The sequence below is a fragment of the Microbacterium sufflavum genome (genome assembly GCF_023091155.1).
Classification (GTDB): domain Bacteria; phylum Actinomycetota; class Actinomycetes; order Actinomycetales; family Microbacteriaceae; genus Microbacterium; species Microbacterium sufflavum.
This window is the reverse complement of record NZ_JAHWXK010000001.1, coordinates 1,682,085-1,706,306: the sequence shown is the minus strand read 5'-3', so window position 1 is coordinate 1,706,306 and position 24,222 is coordinate 1,682,085. Positions and strand designations below refer to the sequence as shown.

The 24,222-nt window shown below is 71.0% G+C and carries 21 protein-coding genes and 1 tRNA gene; 10 read left to right on the top strand and 12 right to left on the bottom strand.

What is annotated here, in order from left to right; translation table 11 throughout:
• Positions 1–2: 2 nt before the first annotated feature.
• The 4 genes from KZC56_RS08290 to KZC56_RS08275 form a co-directional block, all read right to left on the bottom strand.
• A complete protein-coding gene (locus KZC56_RS08290; protein WP_247638335.1) occupies positions 3–1,412 on the bottom strand; it encodes an FGGY-family carbohydrate kinase in 1,410 nt (469 codons plus the stop codon).
• Positions 1,409–2,455: a class I mannose-6-phosphate isomerase gene (locus tag KZC56_RS08285; RefSeq protein WP_247638334.1), complete on the bottom strand. Its 1,047-nt coding sequence runs from the start codon at positions 2,453–2,455 to the stop codon at positions 1,409–1,411. Before KZC56_RS08285 ends, KZC56_RS08290 begins: the two co-directional genes overlap by 4 nt.
• Complete coding sequence (locus KZC56_RS08280; protein WP_247638869.1) at positions 2,452–3,522, bottom strand: LacI family DNA-binding transcriptional regulator; 1,071 nt, start codon at positions 3,520–3,522, stop codon at positions 2,452–2,454. Before KZC56_RS08280 ends, KZC56_RS08285 begins: the two co-directional genes overlap by 4 nt.
• A gap of 124 nt (positions 3,523–3,646) precedes the next feature.
• Positions 3,647–4,654, bottom strand: a complete 1,008-nt coding sequence (locus KZC56_RS08275) for an aldose 1-epimerase family protein (RefSeq protein WP_247638333.1) — start codon at positions 4,652–4,654, stop codon at positions 3,647–3,649.
• Positions 4,655–4,806: 152 nt separating this feature from the next.
• On the opposite strand from KZC56_RS08275, the gene KZC56_RS08270 reads away from it, so the two are divergent.
• The 7 genes from KZC56_RS08270 to KZC56_RS08240 all read left to right on the top strand — a co-directional run bounded on the left by KZC56_RS08270 (position 4,807) and on the right by KZC56_RS08240 (position 13,862).
• On the top strand, positions 4,807–5,646 hold the full coding sequence (locus KZC56_RS08270) for a class I fructose-bisphosphate aldolase (protein WP_247638332.1): 840 nt from the start codon (positions 4,807–4,809) through the stop codon (positions 5,644–5,646).
• Positions 5,643–6,797, top strand: coding sequence for a Gfo/Idh/MocA family protein (locus tag KZC56_RS08265; protein WP_247638331.1), 1,155 nt, complete (start codon positions 5,643–5,645; stop codon positions 6,795–6,797). Before KZC56_RS08270 ends, KZC56_RS08265 begins: the two co-directional genes overlap by 4 nt.
• A 31-nt stretch (positions 6,798–6,828) precedes the next feature.
• Complete coding sequence (locus KZC56_RS08260) at positions 6,829–7,857, top strand: LacI family DNA-binding transcriptional regulator (RefSeq protein ID WP_247638330.1); 1,029 nt, start codon at positions 6,829–6,831, stop codon at positions 7,855–7,857.
• A 9-nt stretch (positions 7,858–7,866) separates the two neighbouring features.
• Positions 7,867–8,628: a DeoR/GlpR family DNA-binding transcription regulator gene (locus tag KZC56_RS08255; protein WP_206251807.1), complete on the top strand. Its 762-nt coding sequence runs from the start codon at positions 7,867–7,869 to the stop codon at positions 8,626–8,628.
• An 84-nt stretch (positions 8,629–8,712) separates the two neighbouring features.
• Positions 8,713–10,749: a bifunctional aldolase/short-chain dehydrogenase gene (locus tag KZC56_RS08250; protein WP_247638329.1), complete on the top strand. Its 2,037-nt coding sequence runs from the start codon at positions 8,713–8,715 to the stop codon at positions 10,747–10,749.
• Positions 10,750–10,762: 13 nt separating this feature from the next.
• Positions 10,763–12,172, top strand: a complete 1,410-nt coding sequence (locus tag KZC56_RS08245) for a rhamnulokinase (RefSeq protein ID WP_247638328.1) — start codon at positions 10,763–10,765, stop codon at positions 12,170–12,172.
• 199 nt (positions 12,173–12,371) lie between these two features.
• Positions 12,372–13,862, top strand: a complete 1,491-nt coding sequence (locus tag KZC56_RS08240; RefSeq protein WP_247638327.1) for an Ig-like domain-containing protein — start codon at positions 12,372–12,374, stop codon at positions 13,860–13,862.
• Between the two features lie 144 nt (positions 13,863–14,006).
• Here KZC56_RS08240 and KZC56_RS08235 read toward each other — a convergent pair whose 3' ends face one another.
• The 4 genes from KZC56_RS08235 to serS all read right to left on the bottom strand — a co-directional run bounded on the left by KZC56_RS08235 (position 14,007) and on the right by serS (position 17,538).
• Positions 14,007–15,236 carry an LCP family protein gene (locus KZC56_RS08235; protein WP_136030468.1) on the bottom strand — a complete coding sequence of 410 codons (1,230 nt, stop codon included), beginning with the start codon at positions 15,234–15,236 and terminating at the stop codon, positions 14,007–14,009.
• Positions 15,237–15,288: 52 nt separating this feature from the next.
• Positions 15,289–15,373: transfer RNA gene (locus KZC56_RS08230), tRNA-Ser, on the bottom strand.
• 42 nt (positions 15,374–15,415) lie between these two features.
• Entirely contained in the window at positions 15,416–16,237 is an 822-nt protein-coding gene (locus tag KZC56_RS08225) for an HAD family hydrolase (RefSeq protein WP_136030471.1), read from the bottom strand.
• Positions 16,234–17,538, bottom strand: coding sequence for a serine--tRNA ligase (gene serS / locus KZC56_RS08220; RefSeq protein ID WP_136030473.1), 1,305 nt, complete (start codon positions 17,536–17,538; stop codon positions 16,234–16,236). The genes KZC56_RS08225 and serS overlap by 4 nt, the downstream gene beginning before the upstream one ends.
• Positions 17,539–17,594: 56 nt before the next feature.
• On the opposite strand from serS, the gene KZC56_RS08215 reads away from it, so the two are divergent.
• Positions 17,595–18,593 (top strand): diacylglycerol/lipid kinase family protein, encoded by a 999-nt coding sequence (locus tag KZC56_RS08215; RefSeq protein ID WP_241115050.1) that lies wholly within the window; start codon positions 17,595–17,597, stop codon positions 18,591–18,593.
• Between the two features lie 26 nt (positions 18,594–18,619).
• On the opposite strand, the gene KZC56_RS08210 is transcribed toward KZC56_RS08215, so the two are convergent.
• Complete coding sequence (locus tag KZC56_RS08210) at positions 18,620–19,279, bottom strand: TetR/AcrR family transcriptional regulator (protein ID WP_136028483.1); 660 nt, start codon at positions 19,277–19,279, stop codon at positions 18,620–18,622.
• 153 nt (positions 19,280–19,432) lie between these two features.
• Here KZC56_RS08210 and KZC56_RS08205 point away from each other — a divergent pair, with 153 nt between their 5' ends.
• Positions 19,433–19,876 carry a hypothetical protein gene (locus KZC56_RS08205; RefSeq protein ID WP_247638326.1) on the top strand — a complete coding sequence of 148 codons (444 nt, stop codon included), beginning with the start codon at positions 19,433–19,435 and terminating at the stop codon, positions 19,874–19,876.
• 596 nt (positions 19,877–20,472) lie between these two features.
• Here the strand turns inward: KZC56_RS08205 and KZC56_RS08200 are convergent.
• The 3 genes from KZC56_RS08200 to KZC56_RS08190 all read right to left on the bottom strand — a co-directional run bounded on the left by KZC56_RS08200 (position 20,473) and on the right by KZC56_RS08190 (position 22,998).
• Positions 20,473–21,219, bottom strand: a complete 747-nt coding sequence (locus KZC56_RS08200; RefSeq protein WP_247638325.1) for a hypothetical protein — start codon at positions 21,217–21,219, stop codon at positions 20,473–20,475.
• 58 nt (positions 21,220–21,277) lie between these two features.
• Positions 21,278–22,738 (bottom strand): cardiolipin synthase, encoded by a 1,461-nt coding sequence (gene cls / locus KZC56_RS08195; protein WP_136029579.1) that lies wholly within the window; start codon positions 22,736–22,738, stop codon positions 21,278–21,280.
• A gap of 86 nt (positions 22,739–22,824) precedes the next feature.
• Positions 22,825–22,998, bottom strand: coding sequence for a hypothetical protein (locus KZC56_RS08190; RefSeq protein WP_168387235.1), 174 nt, complete (start codon positions 22,996–22,998; stop codon positions 22,825–22,827).
• 110 nt (positions 22,999–23,108) lie between these two features.
• Between KZC56_RS08190 and KZC56_RS08185 the strand changes: the two genes are divergently transcribed.
• Positions 23,109–24,221: a DUF4192 family protein gene (locus KZC56_RS08185; RefSeq protein ID WP_247638324.1), complete on the top strand. Its 1,113-nt coding sequence runs from the start codon at positions 23,109–23,111 to the stop codon at positions 24,219–24,221.
• The last annotated feature ends 1 nt before the right edge of the window (position 24,222 follow it).

The window sequence follows — 24,222 nt, the reverse complement described above, 5'->3', positions numbered from 1 at the left end:
GGTCAGCTCCTTCCCTTGCTGTTGTCGTGATCGGAGTGGCCGGAGCGGAACGCCGCGGCCACGCTCTCGAAGTCGGTGCGGGTGCTCGCGGCGAACGCGGCGAACAGCGCGGCGCCGTAGGCGGTGGCCTCGTCGTGCGTGGCGACCGTGACATCGGGCAGCACGAGTCGGCGCGCGCGGACGACGCTCGCCATGCTCGACCAGCCCCCGGTCAGCACGGTCGAGGTGGGCGGCGCGACCTCGCGGTCCATGACCTCCATGAGCTCGGCGCACATGTCGTTGCCGTGCAGCAGCGTCGCGGTGAACAGTTCCGCCGGGTCGAGGCCGTCGCCGTTCGCGACGATCTTCAGCTCGCCGTCGTCGTTGCGGGCACCGCTGACCGCGAGGGCCCCGTCGGCGAGCGTGCCGGTGACGGGCAGCGCCATCACGGCTTCATCGATCCGCGCCCGGCCGGCGGCGTCGGCGATGCCCAGCAGCTGCAGCACGCGCCGCATGAGCAGACCGGACTTCGTGCCGGCGAGCAGCACGTATTTGCCCGGCAGCACATGACGCACGGTGTTGATGCCGGCGAGGGCGAGCCGTTCGCGCGCGTCGAACGGCAGCGGGCCGTCGAGCACCCGCACCAGCGCCTCGGCCGTGCCCATCGAGTCGTACAGCTGTCTGCTGTGGACGGCGCCCACCGCGACGGCGGAGACGAGGTGGTCGTGGCCGGCGACGGTGAGCACGGCGCCGCGGAAGCCGTCGGGCATGGCGTCGTCCGAGAGGATGCCCACGGCGCTGCCCGCGCCGACGCGCTCCGCGAGCAGGTCGTCGCCCACGCCGAGCACCTCGAAGGCGGCGTCCCACGGCGTGCTGTCGTCCTGGTCGAGCAGCCCGGTGCGCGACGCCAGGGAGTACTCGGCGACGCGGGGGCCGCCGAGGGCGTGCACCACCAGCTCCGGCACGGTGAGGAAGGTGCGTCCGCGCAGGTCCACCCCGGACTCGCGCAGGTGCAGGATCTTGGCGATGGAGGCCAGCGGGCCCACCGGCAGTCCGGTCCGTCCGAGGAACTCCGCGCGGAAGGCGTCGGGGGTGGCGAGGATCTCGGCGGCACCGCGCGGGTCGAACCAGGCCATGACGGGCGCCGCGGGCTCTCCGGCGGCGTCCAGCAGCACGCCGGCCTCGGCCATGCCCGACACCCCGAGCGCGAGCACGCGGTAGGGGCCGTGCACGCGCAGCAGGACGTCGGCCTCGTGGGCGAGCTCGCGGACGGTGTCGACGGCGACCGCGGCGGGCATCTCGGCGCGGCCGTGCTCACGGCTCGTCCACGGCGACCGGCGGCTCGCGACGAGCACCTGGCGTCCGTCGGTGTCGGCGACGAGGAGCTTGATGCTGGTCGATCCCATGTCGACCCCGACGACGTAGCCGTTCATCGGATCCCGGTCCCGGTGAGCGTGGTCGGCCATCCCGCGCCCGGCTCGGCGACGAGCACGCGCGCGTCACCCGCGAGGTGCCAGGCGCCGAAGGCGTGCGGCACGGCGAAGGCCTGGCCGTGCGAGACGGCGATCCGACCGGACGCGCCGACCAGCTCGCCCTCCCCCTCCTGCACCAGCACGACGCCGAAGCCGGCAGGGCGCTCGGTCGAGACGTCCCCGGAGACGGCCGCGTCCCAGAGGCGGAAGAAGGGGTCGGCGGCGGCGGGCAGGAGCGAGCGGAAGCGCGGGCCGGCGGGCGTCGTGCCCGCGTCGCTGATCAGTGCGGCGAGCTGCTCGGGGGCGAGGCGGTCGGCCGAGACGGCGGGCATCACGGCGTCGAAGCCGAGGTCCAGGTGCGACTCCTCGCGGGTCGAGGTGGTGACCGACCACTCCAGCAGGATGGAGAAGTCGGTGGGCTCCTGCACCTCGGCGACGAAGATGCCGCCGTCGATGGCGTGCGCGGTGCCGGCGGGCACGAGGATGCCCATGCCCTGGCGCACGACGACGCGGTTCATGTGCACGAGCATCCACTCGCTGTCCTGGGCGTCGCGGCGGCGGTCCAGCTCGGCCCGGTCGAGGTCGGTGTTCCAGCCGAGGTGCACGGCGCTGTCGGCCTCGGTGTCGAGCACGAACCACGCCTCCGTCTTGCCGTACGGGCAGTCCAGGTGGCTCGTGGCGAACGCCCGGTCGGGGTGCACGTGCACGGGGAGGCGCTGGCGGGCGTCGAGCAGCTTGACCAGCAGTCCCACGTCGCCCGCGTCGGCTCCGCTCCCCGGGCCGGTCCAGGCCGCGGGGTCGGCGGTCACGAGGTCGCGCAGCAGGGCGCCGTCGGCGGTGACGGCGAGACCGGTGTCCGGCGTGCCGAACCGCGACACCGTCGCGCCCAGCCACTCCTCGGGCTGGTGGTCGGTCTCCGGCTCGATCCCGCGCAGCGCCGCGATGCGGTCGCCGCCGCGGTAGAAGTGCTGGACGGGGTTGGGCGGCAGCAGGACCGGGTTCATCGCAGGTCTCCGATCGGGCGGGCCGATGCGTCGCGCTCGGGGGCCATCTCGCCCGAGCCGCGGGCGATGAGGCGGGTGGGGACGACGATGTGCTCCGGCTCGGCCTGGGGGTCGGCGCCGAGCTGCATCAGCCGCCGGAACGTCGCCTCGCCGATCAGCCGGGGGTCCTGGTCGACGCAGGTGATGCCGGGGGTGAACACGTCGGCGAACTGGAAGTCGCCGAACGAGATCAGCGCGGGCATCGGCACGCGGTCGGCACTGAGCACGTGGATGGTCGCGATGGCGGCGGGGCTGGTGGCGCAGAAGAGGGCCGTCGGCGCGTCGGGGCGGGCGAGCAGCTCGCTGATCGACCGCTCTTCGCGGTGGCGGCCCTGCGCGATGATCAGGCTCTCGTCCACCTCGACCCCGGCCTCGGCGTGGGCGTCGCGGTAGGCGCTCAGGCGCTCGAACACGGTGGGGTACGGGATCTCCTCGCCGATGAAGCCGATGCGGCGGTGCCCGCGGGAGAGGAAGCCGCGGACGGCTTCGAGCGTGGCGCCGTAGTCGTCGACGACGATCGAGTCGATGCCTTCGCGCGAACGGTCGACGCAGATCACCGGGAACCGCTGCCGCAGCGCCGCCAGCTCGGCGGACTCGATCGCGAAGGGCGAGATGATGAGCCCGCGCAGGCGGTCGCCGGTGAGACGTTCGAGCTGTTCGCGCTCCTGTGCGGCGTCGTGCACGGTGCTGGCGAAGAGCACGTTGAGGCCCTCGGCGACGGCGAGCTCCTCGACGGCGCTGACGAACGCGGCGAAGAACGGGTCGGAGATGGCGTCGATGAGGATGCCGATGGTGTCGGTGTCGCCGCGCTTGAGCGACCGGGCGCGACGGTCGGGCACGAAGCCGAGCTCGAGCACCGCGGCGGCGACGCGTTCGCGGGTCTCGGGAAGCACGCCGCTCTCGCCGTTGACGACGCGCGAGACGGTCTTGATGCTCACGCCGGCGAGCTGCGCCACGTCGGTGATGCGCGCCCGGCGGCGCCCGTCACGCTGGGTGCCCACCGTCGCGCTCGACTCGTCGCGCTCCATTGCCACCTCGACATCGTTGTCATCGTTGAATCCGCGGCCATCGCGAGTTCGATGGGAACATCATGCGACCGGGTCGACAACGTTGTCAAGCGCCGATTCGATCGCAGCCCACCGCTGCGAGCGGTCACCCGCCGGGCGCCACCTCGACGTCGACGCCCAGTTCGAGCACCCCGCCGGGCGCCAGCGGGCGCAGCAGTCCGCGAGCCCGCGCATCGGCCCGGCCGAGGATCGTCGGCACGGTCGCCGGCTCGATCCCCAGGACGACGTGGCCGCGCTCCTCGGCGACGCGCCACTGGAACAGCGCCGGCAGGCGTGCGGTGTCGACGGCGATGCGGACCGCCGCCCCGCGCGGGCTCTCGACGACGATGTCGACCCGCTCCCGAAGCGGCAGCTCGTGGCGGAACACCTGCTCGGGATACGACACCGCCGGGGCCGGGAACCGGTCCCACGAGCCGAGGCCCGCCCGCGCTTGCGCGTCCCGGGGCTCGACAGCGGTCGCCGGCGAGTGCAGCACGGTCCCCTCGTCGACCAGCGGCCAGCCGAGGTTGAGGTGGTAGAGCACCATGGGCTCCACGGCGGCCGCCCCGCGGTTGACCACGAGGTCCTGCACCCGGACCAGGCGCGACCCGATCGGCGTGCTGATGCGGCGCCGGAGTTCGAGGTGCACCCCGAAGACCTCGACCTCGCGGACCGTGCCCTCGACCACGACCTCGCGGTCGGTCACCTCGGTGCGCGTGACCTCGGCGCGCAGCGACGAGTATCGGCCGTGCAGCGGATGCGCCTCACCCTCGTCGACGGACGGCGCTCCGAAGCTGCGCAGTCCGCAGGTCGTCAGCAGCCCACCCCCGAACGACCGCAGCCAGCCGTCGTCGTCCGGCCCGGGGACGATCGGGGGGAATCCGGTCGCCGAGGTCCACGCGAAGGGCATGCCCGCGACCCGCAGCTGCCCCAGGTCGAGGCCGCGATCGGGCAGGACCTCGAGGTCGAGGTCGCCGTTGACGACCCGGATCCGACGGCTCCCCGCATCCGGTCCGTCGGTCCGCAGCGACGACTCCACCGTCACGGCCTGCCCGCGGTGTCCGAGCCGTCGCCAGGCCTCGTCGATCGGCGCCCCGTACAGCTCCGCCACCATCGCCCGCCCTTCTCCCGCGCCGTCCTGGCGCGCGTGCGGCCACCGTAGCAGGCGCTCGTCCGGCCCGGATCCTCGCAATTGACAACGTTGTCTCGTCTCTGCATACTGATCGTGCGCATCGCCGCGCCACCCTCACGCAGAGAGCACCATCGATGACGAAGCCTCGCCTCCACCGCCTGTTCCACGCCCGCTCCGGTCGCGCCCTCGACGTGGCCGTCGACCACGGGGCCTTCCACGAGCACTCGTTCCTCACCGGCATCGAGGACATGGCCGCGACCGTCCGCACCCTCGTCGACGCGGGCCCGGATGCGATCCAGCTGACGCTCGGCCAGGCCCCGCTGCTGCAGTCCGTCCCCGGCAAGCAGAAGCCCGGCCTCGTGCTGCGCACCGACATCGCCAACGTCTACAACGACCCGCTGGAGTCGCCGCTGCACTCGATCCACGTGCCCGACGCGATCGAGGTGGCGGTGCGGCTCGACGCGGTCGCCGTGTGCGTGAACCTGCTCGACATCCCCGGCCACCCCGAGGTGCGCGAGCAGTGCATCCGGTCGATCCTCGCGCTGCGCACCGACGCCGAGCGTTACGGCATGCCCCTGATGATCGAGCCGCTGGTGATGCAGACCCGGGCGGGCGCGGGGGGTTATGCGGTGGACGGCGACACCGCCAAGATCGTCACGCTCGTGCGGCAGGCCAGGGAGCTCGGGGCCGACCTCATCAAGGCCGATCCCACCGACGAGATCTCCGACTACCACCGCGTCATCCAGGCCGCCGGCGACACCCCGGTCCTGGTGCGCGGCGGCGGACGCGTCGACGATCGCACGCTCCTCGAGCGCACGGTCGCCGTCCTCGCGCAGGGTGCCCGCGGCATCGTGTACGGCCGTAACGTCATCCAGCACGACGACCCCCGGGGCATCACCGCAGCCCTGATGGCCGTGGTGCACGACGACGCCTCGGTCGACGACGCGCTCCGCCTGATCGGAGCGACGCGATGAGCGGGCGCCGCGTGAACGTCGGCATCATCGGCGGGGGTCTGATGGGCCGAGAGATCGCGGCGGCCCTGCGCCGCTGGCCCGCGCTCGTCGACCACCCCGCCGACCCGCAGCTCGTGGCGGTGTGCGACATCAACCCCGCGGCCCTGGAGTGGTTCGCCGGGATCGACACCGTGCGCCTCACCACCACCGACCACCATGAGCTGCTGGCCGATCCCGACATCGACGTGGTCTACATCGCCGTCCGCCACGACCTGCATGAGCAGCTCTACGTCGACACGATCCGGGCGGGCAAGGCCCTGCTGGCCGAGAAGCCCTTCGGCGTCGACGGGGCCGCCGCCGACGCGATCCTCCGGGCGATCGACGAGACCCCCGGGTCGTTCGTACGGGTGTCGAGTGAGATGCCGTACTTCCCCGGCGCCCAGTGGGCGGTCGACTACGTGCGCTCCGGGGCGCTCGGTCGCATCGTCGAGGCGCGCTGCGCGTTCCTGCACGCCAGCGACCTCGATACGGCGAAGCCGCTGAACTGGAAGCGCCAGCAGCGGTTCTGCGGCGAGGCCGGGGTGCTCAACGACCTCGGCATGCACACCTGGCACGTGCCGCTGCGCCTGGGCTGGATGCCCGAGACCGTCAGCGGCGTGCTGCAGGACATCGTCACCGAACGGCCGGGACCCGACGGCACCCCGCAGCCGTGCGACACCTGGGACAACGCTGTCCTGCACTCGTGGGCGACGCACGACGGGGCGCGGTTCCCGCTCACGACCGAGACCAAGCGGATCGCCCCCGGCGAGAAGAACACCTGGGAGTTCGAGGCGATCGGCATGGAGGGCGCCGTGCGCTTCAGCACCAAGAACCCCAAGGAGGTACAGGTGTTCGCGCTGATCGACGTGCCGGGGGTCGGGCGCGAGCAGAGCTGGCAGCGCATCGACGCCGGCAGCCAGTCGGTGTGGCCCACGGTGACCGGGCCGAACTTCGAGTCGGGCTTCTCGGACGCGATCCTGCAGATGTGGGCGGCGTTCCTCGCCGAGCATCAGGGGCTCCTCGGCGACGGCTTCGGCACCGTGCGACCGGAGGAGGCGGCCGCGACGCATCGGATCTTCGCGGCGGCTATCGCCTCGCATCAGTCGGGCGCGGCCGTCGCGCCGCGCGGGTGAACGGCGCGCACGCTCCTATCGTGGAGAGGTGGTGAGCGGAGGGCGCACGATGCGCGGCAGCGGCAGGCCGACGATGAACGACGTGGCCGCCGCGGCGGGGGTCAGTCTGAAGACCGTCTCGCGCGTCATCAACGCGGAGCCCAACGTCGACCCCGCCCTGGCCGACCGCGTGCGCGAGGCCATCGACCGCCTCGGCTACCACCGCAACGCCCTCGCGGCGAGCCTGCGCTCCGGCACCAACGACACCATCGGGTTCCTCGCCGCCGACCTCTCCAACTCCTTCTCGATGGGGGTCGCCGCGGCCGTGTCGGCCGTCGCGTCACAGCGGGGTCTGCACGTCCTGATGGCCTCCAGCGAGGAGGATCCCGCCGTCGAGCGCCGCCTCGCCCTCGACCTCTGCCAGCGCCGGGTGGGCGGGCTGATCCTGGTCCCCGCCGCAACCGATCACGGCTACCTGGCGCCCGAGGTCGCCCACGGCACGCCGGTCGTGTTCCTCGACCGCCCGGGCGACGGCATCCCCGCCGACACCGTGCTGCTCGACAACCGCGGCGGTGCACGCGCGGCGGTCGCCGAACTGCTGGGCGGGCATGAGCGGATCGGGCTCCTGCTCGACGCGACGGAGATCTACACGATGCGCGAGCGGCTGGCCGGGGCCGAGGAGGCGTTCGCCGCCGCGGGCCGCGCGCTCGATCCGTCGCTCCTCGTCACGGGCATCCACACCCCGCAGGACGCCGCGGCTGCCACGGCGCGCCTCCTCGACGGCCCCCGCCCGCCGACGGCCCTGTTCTGCGGCAACAACCGCGCGACGGTCGGAGCCCTCGAAGAGCTCACGCGGCGTGACGCCGACGTCGCGGTGACCGGCTTCGACGACTTCGAGCTGTCGTGGATGCTGCCGCGGCCGCTGCGCGTGGTGGCCTACGACGTCGCCGCACTGGGCGCCCTGGCCGCCACCACCCTGCTCGACCGCATCGCGGGGGACGCCGCCGCGCCACCCGCCCTGCACCTCGTGCCGACCACGCTCGTCGATCGCGGCGGTCGGCAGCGCACGCCCACCGGCTAGATTCCCGGTATGGCTCTTTCCGGAAACCTCGACGCTCAGCGCCGCCGCGACGAGCTGGTCGCGATGGCCGAAGGCCCCGAGGGCGTCTCGATCGACGGGGCAGCGGAGCTGTTCGCGGTGTCGTCGATGACGATCCGGCGCGACCTCCTCGAACTCGAGGCCGAGGGGCGGGTGCGACGGGTGCGCGGCGGGGCGACAGCGGCTCCCCGCGCCCGGCCCTTCGACGCCCGGCGCAGCATGCGGGCGAGCGCCAAGAGGGTGATCGCCGAGAAGGCGCTGCACCTGGTGCCGGCCGCCGGGACGGTGGCCCTCGACGCGTCGACGACGATCAGCACGCTCGCCGCGGTGCTCGGACCGCGCGACGCACTCGCCGTGTACACCAACGCCGTTGAGACCTTCCAGCTGCTGCAGCCGCGGGAGGGGGTGACCGCGGTGCTGTCGGGCGGCACCGCCGAGCCGACCACGGGCAGCCTGATCGGACCCCTCGCCCTCCGCAGCCTGCAGGCGGTGTACTTCGACGTGTTCTTCGCCTCGGCCGATGCCCTCGACGAGATCGACGGCTCTTCCGAGGTGTCGGTGGAGGAGGCCGAGGTCAAGCGGGCGCTGGCCGCGCAGGCGAGCACCACGGTGCTCTGCGTCGATGCGACCAAGCTGGGTCGTCGGTCGGTCGCCCGCGCCCTCGAGCCCGCGCAGGTGGACGTGCTGATCACCGATCTCGATCCGGCGGATGAGCGCCTCGACCCCTTCCGGGGGATCGCCGAGGTGCGCTGACCCTTGGCGCTGGCGTCAGATCGTGTTATCTTTCACAGGACTTAACAGCGCTGCGGCGCTCCCCCGATGGTGCAGGAGATCGTCATGACCAACCCGACCGCCGCCGAGCTGATCGCGCGGAGCAACCGTCTGGGCGCAGACCCGAAGAACACCAACTACGCCGGGGGCAACACCTCGGCCAAGGGCACCGAGATCGATCCCGTCACCGGGCAGCCCGTCGAACTGCTGTGGGTCAAGGGCTCGGGCGGCGACCTGGGCACCCTCACCGAGAGCGGCCTCGCCGTGCTGCGCCTCGACCGGATGCGGGCGCTCGTCGACGTGTATCCCGGAATCGACCGCGAAGACGAGATGGTCGCCGCGTTCGATTACTGCCTGCACGGCAAGGGCGGGGCAGCCCCCTCGATCGACACGGCCATGCACGGACTCGTCGACGCGGCGCACGTCGACCACCTGCACCCCGACTCGGGCATCGCGATCGCGACCGCCGCCGACGGCGAGGCCCTGACGACCGCGATCTTCGGCGACCGCGTGGTGTGGGTGCCGTGGCGGCGCCCTGGTTTCCAGCTCGGACTCGACATCGCCGCCATCAAGGCGGAGAACCCCGCCGCGATCGGCTGCATCCTCGGCGGGCACGGCATCACGGCGTGGGGCGACACCTCCGACGAGGCCGAGGCGAACTCCCTCTGGATCATCGACACCGCGGCGGCGTACCTCGCCGACCACGGCCGCGCCGAGCCGTTCGGTCCCGTCCGCCCGGGGTTCGAGGCGCTCCCCGAGGCCGACCGTCGCCGTCGGGCCGCGGCCCTCGCCGGCACCATCCGCGGCATCGCCTCGACCGACAAGCCGATGGTGGGGCACTTCACGGACGACGCCGTCGTGCTCGACTTCCTCGCAGCCGAGAAGGCGCCCGCCCTCGCGGCCCTGGGCACCAGCTGCCCCGATCACTTCCTGCGCACCAAGGTGAAGCCGCTGATCCTCGACCTGCCCCCCACGGCGACCGTCGACGAGCAGATCGCGCGTCTGCACGAGCTGCACACGCAGTACCGCGCCGACTACCGGGCCTACTACGACGCGCACGCCACCCCCGACTCCCCCGCCATCCGCGGCGCCGACCCGCTCATCGTGCTCGTGCCCGGCGTGGGCATGTTCTCCTACGGCGCGAACAAGCAGACCGCGCGCGTCGCCGGCGAGTTCTATGTCAACGCGATCAACGTCATGCGCGGCGCCGAGGCCGTGTCGAGCTACGCCCCGATCTCCGACGCCGAGAAGTTCCGCATCGAGTACTGGGCGCTGGAGGAGGCCAAGCTCCAGCGGCTGCCGAAGCCGAAGACCCACCAGGGTCGCATCGCGTTCGTCACCGGCGCCGCCTCCGGCATCGGCAAGGCGATCGCGACCCGATTGGCCGCCGAGGGCGCCTGCGTGGTCGTGGCCGATCTCGATCTCGAGAAGGCGCAGGCCGCGGCCGCCGAGCTCGGGAACACCGACGTCGCGATCGGCGTCGCCGCGAACGTGGCGGATGCCGAGGCCGTGCGGGCCGCGCTCGACGAGGCCCTGCTCGCGTTCGGCGGCGTCGACCTGGTCGTCAACAACGCGGGGCTCTCCCTGTCGAAGCCGCTGCTGGAGACGACCGAGAAGGACTGGGACCTGCAGCACGACGTCATGGCCAAGGGCTCGTTCCTGGTGTCGAAGGCCGCGGCCCGTGTGCTGATCGATCAGAAGCTCGGCGGCGACATCATCTACATCTCGTCGAAGAACTCCGTGTTCGCGGGCCCGAACAACATCGCCTATTCCGCGACCAAGGCCGACCAGGCCCACCAGGTGCGGCTGCTCGCGGTCGAGCTCGGCGAGCACGGCGTGCGGGTCAACGGCATCAACCCCGACGGCGTCGTGCGCGGCTCCGGCATCTTCGCGTCGGGCTGGGGCGCCAACCGTGCCGCCACGTACGGTGTCAAGGAAGAGGACCTCGGCCAGTTCTACGCCAACCGCACGATCCTCAAGCGCGAGGTCGTGCCGGAGAACGTCGCCGATGCCGTCTACGTGCTCACCGGACCGGAGCTGAGCCGCACCACCGGCCTGCACATCCCCGTCGACTCCGGCGTCGCCGCCGCGTTCCTGCGATGAGGGTCACCGGCCGATGAACGACACGAGGGTCAGGGCGGTGGCGGCGGTCGACCTGGGCGCGACCAGCGGCCGGGTCATGATCGGGCGCATCGGCCCCGGGGTGCTCGACCTGGAACCCGTCTCGCGGTTCCCGCACGGAGCGGTGGAGCGTGCCGACGGACTGCACTGGGACTTCGCCGCCCTGTACGAGCACGTGGTGGACGGGCTCGCCGAGGCCGTCCGCCGCGAGCCGTCCATCGAGAGCATCGGGATCGACTCCTGGGCGGTGGACTACGGGCTGCTGCGCGACGGCGAGCTGCTCGGGGAGCCGTTCCACTACCGCGACCGCCGCACCGCCCGTGGCGTGGCCGAGGTGCATGGCGAGGTGCCCTTCGCGGAGCTGTACGAGCGCAACGGCCTGCAGTTCCTGCCGTTCACCACGCTGTACCAGTTCCGTGCCGACCCGCGTCTCACGGAGGCGGACACGGCTCTGCTCATCCCCGACCTCCTCGCGTACCTCCTCACGGGCCGGCGCGTGGCGGAGCGCACGAACGCCTCCACCACCGGCCTGCTCGGGGTGCGGTCGGGCGAATGGGACACCGAGCTCGCGGTCAGGGCGGGGATCCCGCCACGGCTCCTGCCCGAACTCGTCGACGCCGGCACGGTCGTCGGCACGCTGACCCCCGGGGTCGCGGCACGCATCGGTGCGAGCCTGCCCGTGGTGGCGGTGGCCTCGCACGACACCGCGTCCGCCGTCGTCGCCGTTCCGCTGGAGTCGTCCTCGTCCGCGTTCATCTCGTGCGGGACCTGGGGCCTGGTGGGCGTCGAGCTGCGCGCACCCGTGCTCACCGACGACGCGCGGGAGGCGAACTTCACGCACGAGCGCGGAGCCGACGGCCGGTATCGCTTCCTGCACAACGTCACGGGGCTCTGGCTGCTCAGTGAGACGGTGCGCGCGTGGGAGGCCGAGGACGGTGCGCCGATCGCACTGCCGGAACTGCTGGCCGTGGCGTCGGCCGTCACCGACCAGGTCCCGGTGTTCGACGCGAACGACCCGTCGCTGAGCGCGCCGGGGGACATGCCCGCCCGGATCGCCGCCCTGCTGCCGCAACCTTCACCGTCGACGCGTGCGGCATTCGTGCGCTCGATCATCGAGTCCATCGCCGCGGCGTTCGCCGAGGCGGTGCACACGGCCGCCGAGCTCTCCGGCCGCAGTCTCGACCGCATCCACCTGGTCGGGGGCGGCGCGCTCAACGACCTGCTCTGCCAGGCGACCGCCGACCGCTCGGGCCTCCCGGTCCTCGCGGGCCCGGTCGAGGCGACCGCCCTGGGGAACGTCCTGATCCAGGGCCGCGCACGCGGTGCGACCCTCGGCACGCTGGAAGACCTTCGCGCCCTCGTCGCCGCCACGCATCCCCCGAAGGTCTTCGCGCCCGGCGCCTGATCCGAACGGCGAAAAGGGGCGGTTCCTTTCCCGTCGGAGAGGAACCGCCCCTTGTTCGTCGCACCGCTGGTGCTTTCGCGCCTGCCGAGCTCGGCCCCTCCGCGAGCTCGACGGGCTCGACCCTCCCAGCCATAGGGTAACATGCTACGCGTTAGTGTCACCACTCGCCTCTTCAGGCAGCGCTCACGAAGGACAATCAATGACGAAGACCAGATATTCGCGCGCCCTCGCCACCACCGGCGCTTTCACCGCTCTCCTCGCGAGTTCCCTCGCTACCGCGTCCACCGCCTCGGCGGCGACCATCGATGGAGCCATCACCAGCGTGGAGGTGGTGCAGAGCAGCGCCGCCGCCGGATCGGACGTGCAGATCGACCTCGCGTGGAGCGTCCCCGACGACTCCCGCGCGGGCGACACGTTCACGCTGCAGCTCCCACCCGAACTGCTCGCGCTCACCCAGGGGTTCGCCCTGACCGACACCGATGGCGCCGAGGTCGCGGAGGCGTCCCTCTCCCCCGAGGGGCTCGCGACCTTCACCCTCACCGACTACGTCACCACGCACCCGCTCTCCGTGCACGGCACGGCGCACTTCTCGGCCGAGTTCCAGACCACGCAGACCGGCACGACCGTGCCGATCATGTTCACGGGTGACGGGGGCGTCACGTTCGACGATGGCATCGAGGCCACGGGCGTTCCGGGCATCGACCGCACCGCCCCCAGCAAGGCCGGCGCCTGGACCGACCTCGCCGATCAGGGCACGACCCACCCGCAGGGTGCCCTCCAATGGACCGTGGCCTCACCCCGCGGTCCGTTCTCCTCTCTCGTGTTCGACGACCCGGCACAGCCCGGCCAAGAGGTCGATTGCACGTCGCCGATCCTCGTGCGGCACACCTCGACGGCGGATGCCGACGGCTTCCTCACCGATCTCGTGCCGGTGGACGCCGGCGACTACACGGTCGACTGCACCGCCCAGCAGCTCACGGTCACGATGGGCCGCGCCGTGGCCGACGGCGAGATCGTGCAGGTCAAGTTCCAGAACAGCGTGACCGACCCGTCGCTCGACGTGTACCGCAACACCCTGTCGGTCACGGCGGACGGCGAGTCCTGGAGCACGCCAGGATCGGTCCGCCGCCTGAGCGCCGGCGGCGAGGGCGCCGGCACCGGTGTGGGACAGCTGGCGATCACCAAGACGGTCGAGGGAGCCGGGACGCCGACGGGGCCGTTCGCCGTCGTCGTCGACTGCCAGTGGGCGGGGGAGTCGGCACCCGACTATCCGCGCACCCTGACCTTCACCGGTGCCGAGACGCAGACCCTCACGGCACCGGTCTCCAGCGTGTGCACCGCCACCGAGACGGAGAACGGCGGCGCGGCGAGCGTCGCCGTCGGCCCAGCGGCGACCGTCACGGATGAGGCCGCGGGTACGGCGGAGATCGTCGTCACCAACACCTTCCCGGCGGCCCCGCCGGTGGACCCGGCCGACCCCGGCACTCCGGCCGACCCCGGCGCCCCGGCCGACCCCGGCACGCCGGGCACGCCCGCGCACCCGGCGGCTCCGGCCGATCCGAGCGCCGGATCGCTCGCGACCACCGGCGGCAGCACGTCGCCCTGGGTCCTGACCGGCGGAACGGTGCTCGCGCTCATCGGCGCCGGGCTCGTGGCAGCGCACGTCGCGCGCACACGTCGCGCGCGCTGACGCCGGGCACCGCCCCACGCACGGAGGGCGGGGGCGAGGTCTCACGACCTCGTCCCCGCCCTCCGTGCGTGCCGGCTGGAGCCTCGATCGCTCTGGGGCGGACGGGTCCGCGCCCGGCCGCGCGCAGAGACGACGCCTGGCGCGTCAGCGCACGTTGCCGTTGGAGCAGGTCTGCTGTGCGGCCGAGTTGCCCTTGATGCTGTCGGGCAGCGCCACCACGTCGCTCGGCGTCGCGTTGGGATCGGGCGTCGCTTCCACGGGGGTGGTGGGCTCCGCCACGATCACCCCGTCGTTGCTCGTGTTCTGATGCGTGACCTGGAGCTGGGCGTTCTTCTCGATCGCATCCCACATCACGTCAGCCGCCTGCGTGTTCGGAACCACCTTGTTGGGGTCGGCGCTGTCCTGGTTCGTCGGGTACTGGAGGAACACGATGTCCTCGAAGGGAACGGACTTCACGGCGAGCGCGATCTGCGCGATCTTCATCGGATCGGCGAGCGACGTGCTGGTCTCGAGGTTCTGGAGGCCGATGTTGGCGAGCTTCAGCATGACCGGGACGTTGCCGAGGGTGTCGCTGCTGATCAGCGCGCGCGCGAGGCTCGACATGTACTGCTGCTGGTTGCCGATGCGTCCCAGGTCGCTGCCGTCGCCGACGCCGTGCCGGGTGCGCAGGAACTGCAGCGCCTCGAGGCCCTGGAGCCAGTGCGTGCCCGCCTCCATGTCGAGGCCCGTGTAGCGGTCCTTGATCGGGTTGGCCAGGCAGACCTCCACACCACCGATCGCGTTGGTGATCTCGATCACGCCGCCGAACGTGACGGATGCCGCGAACTGCACCTCCTGGTCGGTCAGCTGCGAGATCGTCTGGACGACGCAGTTGAGGCCGCCGTCGGTGTAGGCGGTGTTGAGCGGCTGCTTGCTCATGGCGGAGTGGACGTTGCCGTCCTCGTCCTCGCACTCGGGGATCGGCACCATGAGGTCACGCGGGAAGCTGACCACCGTGATCCGCCGGGGTTCCTGCGAGACGTGGACCAGCAGGTTCACATCGTTGAGCGTGCCCCCCGCGTCGCGACCGGTGCAGCGATCGCCGAAGAGATCCTTGTACTTCTCCTCGCACGTGTCGACGCCCGTGAGAACGAGGTTGAAACCACCCTTGTACTCGCCGATGTCCGGCGGAACGTCTTCCTGACCGTCGAGATCGACCGCGTTGGCGGAGACCGTGCTGGAGAAGTCGTAGAAGATGTAGGTGCCGACACCGATGCCGCTGACCAGCACCACGGCCAGGCCGATCGCGATGAACTTCATCAGCTGACCCAGGGTGCCGGGGGTGTGCTGCTGACCGTGTCGCGCGAGGGTATGACGGCGTCGGTTGTCGCTCACTCGGGCCCTTTCGGATTCGGCACGGCGTGGAGGGTTCGCCGTGCTCGGTATGCGGAGGGTGTGGGATTCGAACCCACGAGACATCTCTGCCCACTGGTTTTCAAGACCAGCTCCATCGGCCGCTCGGACAACCCTCCCGACAGATACGTCTGCCGACCAGGCGTGAGTCTAGCCGAACTCTATTCTCGTGCGTCGACCTGGGCGGGCGCTGGAAGCGTGTCGAGCGCGGTCGCGAGGCCCCCCGTTTCGACGTCGGTCGTGACCTCTCCCGCGGCGTCCTTCACCTCGTCCGGCGCCTGCCCCATCGCCACCGCACGGCCCCCGCCCGCGAGGGCCCAGCCGAACATCCCGATGTCGTTGCGACCATCCCCCGCGACCAGCACGCGGTCGCGCTGCAGTCCGAGCTCGTGACGCACCCGCTCCAGCGCCGTTCCCTTGTCGACGCCCTGCGGAGCGATGTCGAGCCAGGCGGTCCAGCCGATCGCGTACGACACCTCGTTGAGCCCCGCGTCGGCCACGAGCCGGTGGAAGTCGTCCTCGTCGTGATCCGGCGAGACGACCACGATGCGCGACACCGGGAGATCGCCGAGCCGGTCGAAGTCGACCTGCCGTCCGCCGTCGAGCGTCCAGTCGTCGAGCTGCTCGGTGAAGAGCCGCTGTCCGGAGCCGAGCTCGACCATGTATCGCGCGTCCGGGAGGCGGTCACGGAGCAGAGCCAGCGCGGGAGTCGGGTCGAAGGTCTCGACGTGCCAGCGCTCCCACCGGTCGCCCACGCGCCGCATCGTCACTGCGCCGTTCGAGCAGACGACGAGATCCGCCGTGAGACCCAGCTCCTCCACGTAGCGCTGCGTCCCCATCCAACTGCGCCCCGTCGCGATCGTGACCAGGTGTCCGGCGTCGCGCACGCGGGCGATCGCCTCCGGCACACCGGGGCTCATGGTCTCGTCCTGGAGCAGGATCGTGCCGTCGACGTCGAGGCCGACCAACCAGGGCGCGCTCACCGGGCGGCCTGCGCGTCGGCGAGCGGGCGGATCACCTCGAGTCCGCCGAGGTAGGGGCGCAGCACCTCGGGCACCCGCACGGAGCCGTCCGCCTGCTGGTGCGTCTCGAGCAGGGCGACGATCCACCGGGTGGTCGCGAGCGTGCCGTTGAGCGTGGCCACGTGCTGCGTCTTCGGCGCGGACGCCCCCTCCTCCACCGGCGGCCGGTACCGCACATCGAGGCGCCGGGCCTGGTAGGTCGTGCAGTTCGAGGTCGAGGTGAGCTCGCGGAACGCACCCTGGGTGGGCACCCACGCCTCGATGTCGTACTTGCGCGCGGCGCTCGAACCGAGGTCGCCAGCGGCGACATCGATCACGCGATACGCGAGGCCGAGCGCGGTGAGCATCTGCTCCTGCAGCGCGACCAGCCGCAGGTGCTCGGCCTCCGCGTCCTCGGCCGAGGTGTAGACGAACATCTCGAGCTTGTTGAACTGGTGCACGCGGATGATGCCGCGGGTGTCCTTGCCGTGCGATCCCGCCTCGCGGCGGTAGCACGTGGACCAGCCCGCGTAGCGGAGGGCGCCGTCGGACAGGTCGACGATCTCGTCCTTGTGGTAGCCGGCGAGCGCGACTTCGCTCGTGCCGACCAGGTACAGGTCGTCGTCCTTGTCGAGGTGGTACACCTCGTCCGCGTGCTCGCCGAGGAAGCCGGTGCCCTGCATGATCTCCGGCCGCACGAGCGTGGGCGTGATCATCGGCACGAAGCCGTTCTGCAGCGCCGTGTCGAGCGCGAGGTTCATGAGGGCGATCTCGAGCCGGGCGCCGATCCCGCGCAGGAAGTAGAAGCGCGCGCCGGAGACCTTCGCGCCGCGCTCCATGTCGATCGCGCCGAGCAGCTCCCCGAGCTCGAGGTGGTCGCGGGGCTCGAAGTCGAACGCCGGGACGTCGCCCACCCGCCGCAGCTCGACGAAGTCCTCCTCGCCCCCCGCCGGCACACCGTCGATCACGACGTTCTCGATGCGCGCGAGGGCCGCGGCCGCGTGCTCCGAGGCTTCGTTCGCGGCGTGCTGCGCCTGCTTCACGCGGTCGGCGAGGTCCTTCGCCTGGGCGACGAGCGCCGCCTTCTCCTCCTTGGGGGCCTTGGCGACCTGCTTGCCGAAGGCGTTCTGCTCGGCACGCAGCTCTTCGAACGCGGCGAGCGCGGCCCTGCGCGATCGATCGGCCTCGAGTGCGACGTCGACGGTGCTCTGGTCGTTGCCACGGGCAGCCTGCGAACGGCGGACGATCTCCGGGTTTTCGCGGAGGAGTGCGAGGTCGATCATTCCGCAAGTCTACGAGGTGCGGCGGAGCCCCTCGGCTGCCGGTCTAGAGTAGCGCCATGCGCACGAGCCCCCCTGTCACCTCGCAGGCGGCACTCGTGTACAACCCGGTGAAAGTGGACGGGAAGCGGCTGCGGGCGCAGGTTCGAGACCTGTGCCGCGAGGCGGGCTGGCAGCACCCGGCGTTCTACCCGACGACGGTCGACGACGCCGGGCAGGGAGCCACGGCCGAGGCGCTCGCCCGCGGTGTGGACGTGGTGCTGGTGGCGGGCGGCGATGGCACGGTGCGCGCGGTCGCGGAGGCCATCGCCGGCACCGGGGTGCCGCTCGCGATCCTGCCGAGCGGCACCGGCAACCTCCTCGCGCGCAACCTGGGACTGCCGCTGACCGACCCCGCCGAGATGATCCGTGCCGCTCTGGGCGACTTCCGCCACCCGATCGACATCGGCTGGGCACGGCTCACCCGCGCGGACGGCGAGGAGGTCGAGCATGCCTTCGTGGTGCTCGCCGGCATCGGCCTGGACGCCGACATGATCGCGAACACGCGCTCCGACCTGAAGCGATCGGTCGGGTGGATCGCGTACGTCGACGGTGCTGCGCGATCGCTCCCCCGGGCCCAGCCGTTCCGCGCCGTCTACCAGATCGGTGAGGGGCGCCTGCACTCCACCAAGGTCCACAGCATCCTGTTCGCGAACTGCGGCACGCTGCCCGCCGGCATCTCGCTGATCCCCGACGCGTCGATCACCGATGCCGCACTCGACGTCGCCGTGATCCAGCCGACCGGTGTGCTCGGCTGGCTGGGTGTGTGGCGCAAGATCTGGTGGGACAACTCGGTGCTGCGCCGCTTCCGCGCGGGACGCCTCGTGCTGGAGCGCCGCGGCACGGACGCCTCGGTGCACTACTTCCGCGGCGCGGCGGCCGAGGCGGCGGCGCCCGCTCCCACGCCCGTCGAGCTCGACGGCGACGAGTTCGGCGAGGCCGTGCGGGTGGTGTGCCGCGCCGACCCGGGCGCTCTGCTGCTGGCGCTGCCCGCCGGCCACCCCGTGCACATCCTCTGACGCGGTGGCGCGGGGGTCAGCGCACCCTACGCGCGAAGCTCACCCGCCCGCGGGCCGACGACGATGTGAGCGAGCCGGTCGCGAGTGAGCAGCACAGCGTCTTCGACAAGCCGCAGGTAGGCGCCGCTGTCCCTTGCCAACTCGGCAAGTCCGATGATGCCAGATAGGAGGTACTTCGCCTCTCTTGGCGGATCGGCATCCGGAGCGATCAGCTCTTTCCGTTGCGCTTCTTCGAGGTAGTCGGTCAAGCGCGCGAGCCACCCGCTGAACTTGGGACTTGCGGGCGGCGAGCCGTCGGTCCTCCGATCCATCAGCATGAGCGACACTCGCGCCAGCGGGTCGTGCAGAAGGCTGTCGGTCACTTGCTCCGCTACGGCGACGATCGCATCGAGCGGGTCATCATCCGTGCGTTTGGTTCCCATGAAGACGCCGCCGGGGAAGGCGAGATCGACGATGGTCCCAACCAAGGCCTGTTTGGTTGGGAAGAAGTAGGTGACGAGGGACTTCGAGGTTCCCGCAACCTCCGCAATGCGACGGAAACTCGTGCCCTCATAACCGAACTCGTCGAACACACGCACGGCTGCCTCGATGATCTCGGGTGCCGCGTTCAAGTCCGGGCTCATCACCGAGCGGGCATTGAGCGCCCTCAAAGCCGTTGTGCGCACGCCGTTCCGTTTCGCACTCATCGCTCCACCTCCTCGTGTCCACTTTGAGTGACCCTACGCACTGGACAGCCGGTCAGGAGGTGGCGCGTAATACTTCAGTTCCCTAACCGATTGGTCAGTTCATAGCTTCCCGGGCATCGCGGCGCTCACCGCGATCGAGAAGGGAAGAACATCATGAAGAGAAGTGTCGTAACCCTGTGTGCTGCCGCGTGCATCGCCATCGGAGCGGCTGTGGCTCCGCAAGCAGCGAGCGCGGCCACAAGCGCACAGACCGAAGTACGCACGGCCAGCCCCATCGGCTCCGCAACGATGAGCACGGGTCAGTACGAGTACATCTGCATCGGCTCGGACGGAAGCAGTTGGTCGCTGCGCGTCGGAGAGCCAACCACGGACTGCCACGGCAGCTTCCTACACAAGTACATCAACGGCGTGATGGTGGCGAACTACAAGTTGTCGGTGACAGGAACCGTGATTTATCACCCAAAGCCGGACCCGATCGGGTGTCTGATGTCCATCGTCAGCGGCGTCTTCGGCGTACTTAGCGCAGACGGATCGCTCATCTGGATTTCCGCGCTCGGCTTCACCGGAATGGGAGGAATCATGACCTGCCTCGCGTAACGCTCATTGATCAGAGGGGGCGACGGTGAGCCGGCGTCCCCTCGCCCTGCGAGGGCAACTGAAGGAGTACGAGCAAGCAGGTGGTGACAATCATGAGCACGAAAGTCGCCGCGGGCACGTACCACGTGACCCAAGGTCGCAGAGGGACCCCCAAAGACCGCAATGGAATCACGATCCCCAGCATCGCTGGGATGAGAATCGCCGCGAACGAGAAACTCCTTGCGTCCCATGCCCTCTGACGCCTACCGCGACTTCGCCGATCAGAGGCTTGTGCCGCAGTTCGGCTGGATGCGCCGAGGATCACGAGAGCAATCGGCCAGACCCAGAAGTCGCCGACCAGAAGTAACAGAGCCCCGACTGCGGCGAACAAAGCCGCGACCACCACGCGGGCAAAAACTTCCCACCTCCACCGGGCAGTGATGCCAGTCGGTAACACTTCACTTTCGCGCATGTCTGCGAGCATACGCCCGTCGAGCTCGACGGCGATGAGTTCGGCGAGGCCGTGCGGGTGGTGTGCCGCGCCGACCCGGGCGCTCTGCTGCTGGCGCTGCCCGCCGGCCACCCCGTGCACATCCTCTGACGGGGCGGCGCCGGGGTCAGCGCACCTGCACCGTGCCGTCGAGTCCGCCGCCCACGAGCGTGAGGGTGAACGGCGCGTCGTCGTCCACGTCGTCCTCGGGGAACTCGATCACGGTCGCGCGCGGGGCCATGTCCATCGTGCACACCTGGGTGTCGTCGGTGACGAAGGTGACCGTGCCCGCGGAGCCCGAGCCCTCGGCCGATTCCACGACGGGCGGGCATCCGGACGAGCCCCACGTCAGCAGCACCAGCCCGCCGTCGTCGAACCATCCCGCGGACGGCTCGTACGACGTCGGGTCGCCCGGGGTGCCGGTCGCGTCCGGGTCGCCGTCGAGGTCGATGTCATCGGAAACGCCCCCGTAGGTCACCTGGAGGGTGATGTCCTTGGTCGGATCCACGCCCTGCGGCAGCGCGCCGACGCTCGCGCGCGGAGCGAGATCCGCCGTGCACGCCTTCTCCGTCGCGCCGTCGCCCTCGGGTTCGACCAGCGTGACCGACACCGTCTGGCCCTCCGCGGAGACCTGGTCGACCTGGGGCAGGCACGTGGAGGAGCCCCAGCTGACGACCGCGAACATGCGCCCGTCGTCGAGCAGTGCGCCCTCCAGGTCGCCCGAATCGTCACCGCCGCCCGCGTTGCCCGGACCGCTCGACGGCTCCGATGTCGAGTTCGGGGCGGTGTTGCCCGGACCCACCGTGCAACCGGCGAGGAGCAGGGCCGCGGCGAGCGCGGAGGACGCGACGAGGAGGAGCCGGCGAGGAGTCATGCCCTCAGGGTACTCGCGGCATCCTCCCCTGCCTACGGGGCTCGGCCCGCGGGGCCGGTCACTGCAGCGCCGAGGTGAGCCGCGCCAGGTTGTCGAGCACGGTGGACCGCAGCGGCTGCTGCATCCACTCCTCGAGCGTGAGCTCGCGGCTGAGCGACCGGTACTTGTCCTCCACCTCGCGCATCTCCCTGACGAACTCCTCGCCACGGACGAGCATCGACACCTCGAGGTTGAGGCCGAACGAGCGCATGTCCATGTTGCTCGAGCCGATCACCGCCACCTCGTCGTCGATCGTGAGGCTCTTGGTGTGCAGGATGTAGGGCTTGCGGTACATCCAGATGCGCACCCCCGCCCGCAACAGCACCTCGTAGTAGCTGCGCTGGGCGTGGTAGACCATCGCCTGGTCGCCCTCCTCCGAGACGAACAGCTCGACCTGGACGCCGCGATCGACCGCTGCGGTGACGGCCAGCAGCAGCGCCTCGTCCGGGACGAAGTACGGGCTGATGATCATGATCTGCTTCTTCGCCGCGTACAGCAGCGCGAGGAAGAGCCGGAGGTTGTTCTCCACCTCGAACCCCGGACCGGACGGCACGACCTGGCAGTCCAGATCGCCGGACCCGATGTTGGCGTGCGCGATGTCGATCTCCTGGAGGACCACATCGGTCTCGCTGTACCAGTCGCTCAGGAAGATGGCGTTCACGCTCAGCACGACCGGCCCGTCGAGGCGCACCATGAGGTCGACCCAGTGCAGTCCGCGGCGGATGTTCTTGCGCAGGTTGTAGGTCGAGTCGGTGATGTTCTGCGACCCGAGGAACGCGATGTTCCCGTCGACGACGAGCAGTTTGCGGTGGTTGCGCAGGTCGGGGCGCTGCATCTTCCCCTTGAGCGGCTGCACGGGCAGCATCAGGTGCCAGTCGGCCCCCATCGCGTTGAGTCGTGCGACGGTCTGGCGGTAGCGCGGCTTGCCCCGGTTGGCCCAGTGGTCGAGCAGGACGCGCACCGCGACCCCGCGTGCCGCGACCTCTTCGAGCGCGCGGAAGAAGTTGTCGGTCGATTCGTCGGACTGCAGGATGTAGAACTCGACGTGCACGTAGTCCTGGGCGGTGCGGATCGCCTCCGCCATCTCGTCGAGCGACTCCTGGTAGTCGGAGATCAGGTGCGCGCCGTTGTCACCGGAGAGCGGGAGGGCTCCGAGGCGCTGGTTCATCTGCACGATCGGTCCGAACCACGCGGGGGCGTTCGGACGCAGCGTGCCGAAGTGCAGGTGCTCGCTGGTCTCGGCGATGTACTCGTTGATCTGGTCCTGCTTGCGGCGGCGGGCCCGCGGCAGTCGCGGGTTGCCGATGAGGAGGAAGAGGAACACGCCGACGAAGGGGATGAAGAACACCGCCAGCAGCCACGCCATCGCTGCCGTGGGACGCCGGTTGCGCGGGATCACGATGATGGCGGTGACGCGGATCGTGATGTCGAGGAGCAGGAGGAAGACCGCGAACCACCAGCCCCAGGTCCAGGCTGTCATCGCACCCCCTCGCCCGCATCAGGGGTCATGACCCCGGTGCGCGCCAGACCAGGCACGCTCGCTTCACAGTAGCGGATGGGTCGGACTCAGGTGCGCGGCGGGAGTCCGCGCGCGGCGCGTTCCTCGGCCTCGATCTGGGCGTGCACCTTCCGCTCGGTGCGGTCGAAGCGCAGGATGCCGCGGAGGACGACGACGAACACGATGCTGACTCCGATGGTCGGCAGGAGCGACCATGCCGCGGCGAGCCAGAAGTTGTCCATGACTCCATGGTACGCGAGGGTCTCCTCCACAGAGCCCGGTTCCCACGAATGCTCCCCCGACTGCGGGTTCGCGGCCCGCCACGCGATGCCGACCGGGCGATGCTCTCGGGATGACCACCGTGCTCAACGCCTCCGACTCCGCCCAGTTCCTGGGCATCGTGCCCACCCTCGCCGGGTTCACTCCGCGCCGGAGCATCGTGCTCCTGCCGTTCCGCGGCTCCCGCACCGACGGGGCGATGCGGCTCGACCCGCCCGACGACGCGATGCCCCCCGGCCGCTACGCCGCCTCGGCCGTGCGGCTCCTGCAGCGCGTCCGCGGCACGGACGGCGCCGCCGTCGTCGTGTACACGGACGAGGAGAGCGTCACGACGGCGGATGGCCTGGTGCTGCCCGGCGCCGTGGTGGTGGATCATCTTCTCGCCGGCCTGCGCGGTGCGGGCATGCGAGTGATGGATGCTCTCTGCGTGACGCCGGGCGGGTGGAGCAGCTACCTCGACCGGAAGCCGACGCTGAAGCCGCTCGCCGAGATCGGCCCCACGCCCGCGCACCCCTCGATCGGCGACGTGTCCGGCGACCAGCTCGCGGGAGCCCGGGTACCGCGCGTGGGGGCGCCCGAGCGCCAGCGCGTCGAGCGCGCGCTGACCGGGCTCCGCGGCGCGCTGGACGGGAAGGGCCGCGTGTCCGGTCGGGAGGATCCGCAGGCGCTCGCCGCGCTCGCGCTGCTGGACGACCTCCCCGGGCTCTTCGAAGCGGTGCTGAAAGGCCCGGACACGATCCCGCCCTTCGCCTGGGCGGCGCTGCTCTGGTGCCTTCAGCGCCCCGCGCTCCGCGACGCCGCCCTTGCGCAGTGGGCGAGCGATCGAGAGGGCGGTATCCGTGCGCTCCAGGCGCAGCTCGCCTTCACCGCCTCGGGCAGCCCAATTCCCGACGAGCTCGGGCGGGTGTTCGTCGGCCGCGGACCCACACCCGATCCGAATCGGCTCCGCAGCGCGTTGGAGGTGGTGCGTCATGCCGCAGCGAGGGCACCACGCACGGCACGACCCGCGCCCCTCACCGCAGCGGCGTGGCTGTCGTGGGCACTCGGCCGCGCCACGCACGCCGGTCGCTACGTCGAGCTCGCGCGCGACATCGATCGGGAGTACAGCCTCGCCATGCTCCTCGAGAGGCTGATCGCCGAGGAGGCGCTACCCGACTGGGCCTTCCGCGGACGGACCCGCCGATGAA